The sequence below is a fragment of the Nostoc sp. KVJ20 genome, assembly GCF_001712795.1.
Classification (GTDB): Bacteria; Cyanobacteriota; Cyanobacteriia; order Cyanobacteriales; family Nostocaceae; genus Nostoc.
In genome coordinates this window covers 1-1995 of the sequence record NZ_KV757838.1, presented here as the reverse complement: position 1 = coordinate 1995, position 1995 = coordinate 1, and the positions used below count along the sequence as shown (strand labels likewise).

At 39.5% G+C, this 1995-nt stretch carries 4 protein-coding genes; all 4 read left to right on the top strand.

All coding sequences use genetic code 11. The features are described from left to right. Window positions 1-206 precede the first annotated feature (206 nt). Window positions 207-1037 (top strand): hypothetical protein, encoded by an 831-nt coding sequence (locus A4S05_RS38160; protein ID WP_069074913.1) that lies wholly within the window; start codon window positions 207-209, stop codon window positions 1035-1037. A 68-nt stretch (window positions 1038-1105) separates the two neighbouring features. After that, window positions 1106-1339, top strand: a complete 234-nt coding sequence (locus A4S05_RS38155) for a hypothetical protein (protein WP_069074915.1) — start codon at window positions 1106-1108, stop codon at window positions 1337-1339. Then, window positions 1336-1734, top strand: a complete 399-nt coding sequence (locus A4S05_RS38150; protein WP_256091412.1) for a helix-turn-helix domain-containing protein — start codon at window positions 1336-1338, stop codon at window positions 1732-1734. The genes A4S05_RS38155 and A4S05_RS38150 overlap by 4 nt, the downstream gene beginning before the upstream one ends. After that, on the top strand, window positions 1731-1995 hold a 265-nt coding region (locus A4S05_RS38145), incomplete at its 3' end, for a DUF1392 family protein (RefSeq protein ID WP_141699948.1). The genes A4S05_RS38150 and A4S05_RS38145, both read left to right, overlap by 4 nt.

The window sequence follows — 1995 nt, the reverse complement described above, 5'->3', positions numbered from 1 at the left end:
CCGGATTTAAACATTGCTGATGCTAGCACTGCGTTGACTTATCTGCAATGGAAGTTAGACCGCAATCAAGAACCTTCTGCCTAGTAAAAAAGCGTTCACCTGAATGAGTGCCGCTTATTCAAGTGAACGCACGGAAGTTTTTCTCCCGCTACAGAATTCCCATTATACACAGAACACCAATCAATGAAACTTAACCGAGGTGAAATATGATTGCTGAAATCAAACTAGGTTTATGCAACCCTCCCGAACCTATCTATTTATATGTCAATCAAGGTGAAGTAGATGGGGAATCTTTCGTTTGGTACAAGTTCAATATCGCCCAGGAGAAGAAAATCCCTGTTGCCCAAAGAGCATTAATTGGATACTTGTCTGAACTCCGCCTAACGACTAAAGAATTTAAAGGTAAGGACAACCTAAAACTAGATATTGTCGTCAGTGCTGATGAACTTTATGTTGTTAGAACTGGCGTTGAAACCAATTTCGCCAAAAGCTTTCTTCTCGCTGCCTCTTTAATCCAAGATTTTTCTAAACCACTGATTATTGTTGTTACTGCTGGCGACGAGAACACAGTTTTCTGCAATCTTTACGATGCTGCAAGTAAAAGCAGAATTGAAAGAGAATGGAACAAAAATGCTGATTGGGCAACCATCATTCATGACATTCAATCTCGCTTAGGTAGCACATCCTCAACTATCCCATCTACACCAAAACTTAGCGTAGTCCCTCAACCAGTACATCCTCAAGATTTACGAATTAAAAACATTCGTACTTTACTTGATTATCCTCTTGATTTAGTCAGAGAGTGGTTGCAATTTCAGGATGTTGACCGCCCAAGTCTACTTCATATTACCAAGATTAATGAACTGGTAAAAACAATGTGTTTGGCTTGGGCAGCAGACAAGTGTGAATATCCCAATCATGCTGAATCTTTGTATCAAAAGCTAGTTGTTGATGCTGTTGTTAGCGGTGCGGATGAATTAACGGCAATCAACGGATGGATGCAACAGTTACAAACGGCAAAAGCTGGAGCAGTGTAAATCAGCATACAGGATTCAGAAGAAGTTTTATTTCTGAATCCTGAATTAATTAAATGGGAATAAAAGCCATGAAAGTCATTGTCACAGTTGTTGAAAAAATCACAAGTGAAGCGCATATCGATATCCCTGATGGGCTGAATCAATCCGCAATCAAGCAGCACATCGTAGACCGCTATAACACTGGGGAAATGTCCACAGACATGAACATTTTTCAAGTTGACTTTGAATCTATTAGCGCTCGGATTGTACAAGGACAGGCAGACACTAATTCTATCTCTTCAGAGAAGGAGGTAATCAGATGAGTATCAAATGGACTGATGAAGAGCTAGCAATTATTGAGGCGAAAGCTGAAGTCTACACAATAAAACAAATATCCTCAATCTTAAAAAGACGAGGATATCAACGCACACCAATTGCAATTTATCTGAAGTTAAATAGCTTAGGTTATTCTGCACGCCCCACTCTTGATAATTATAGCTGTCAAGAAATTGCTCAAGTTCTTCAATTGAATTTCTCAACTGTCACAAGGTGGGTAAAAAGAGGATGGCTCAAAGCTACAAGACGCTCTGCTAGACATTACCAAATTCGGAGATGGCATCTTAAGCAGTTTTTTGAAAACCCACCACAATCAATTAAAAAACGCATTGCTGCTCTCGATACTGAAGCGATTAATTATTTATTAGGAAGAAAAGCATGATTGACAACATTAATGCCCTAAAGACAAGTTGGTATATCTCCCCGCCTTGGGGTCGAACAATCCCACCTATTGAGGTCAATTTACTGGAAAGAGTATACCTCAGAACTACGAGAACATTTGGTTACTGCTGCGGTATGCAATGGAAGCATGAATGTTGGATTTATTCAATTGATTGCGGAAAAGAAATACTCCATGCTACACAAAACCAAATCATCGGAACTGGAGAATTAGAAGCCATCAAGGTGCATAAACCTACTTTTG

Bases quoted from the DNA above. Each gene is read 5' to 3' on its own strand.
- A4S05_RS38160 (WP_069074913.1), top strand. From the start codon at position 207: ATGATTGCTGAAATCAAACTAGGTTTATGCAACCCTCCCGAACCTATC.
- A4S05_RS38155 (WP_069074915.1), top strand. From the start codon at position 1,106: ATGAAAGTCATTGTCACAGTTGTTGAAAAAATCACAAGTGAAGCGCAT.
- A4S05_RS38150 (WP_256091412.1), top strand. From the start codon at position 1,336: ATGAGTATCAAATGGACTGATGAAGAGCTAGCAATTATTGAGGCGAAA.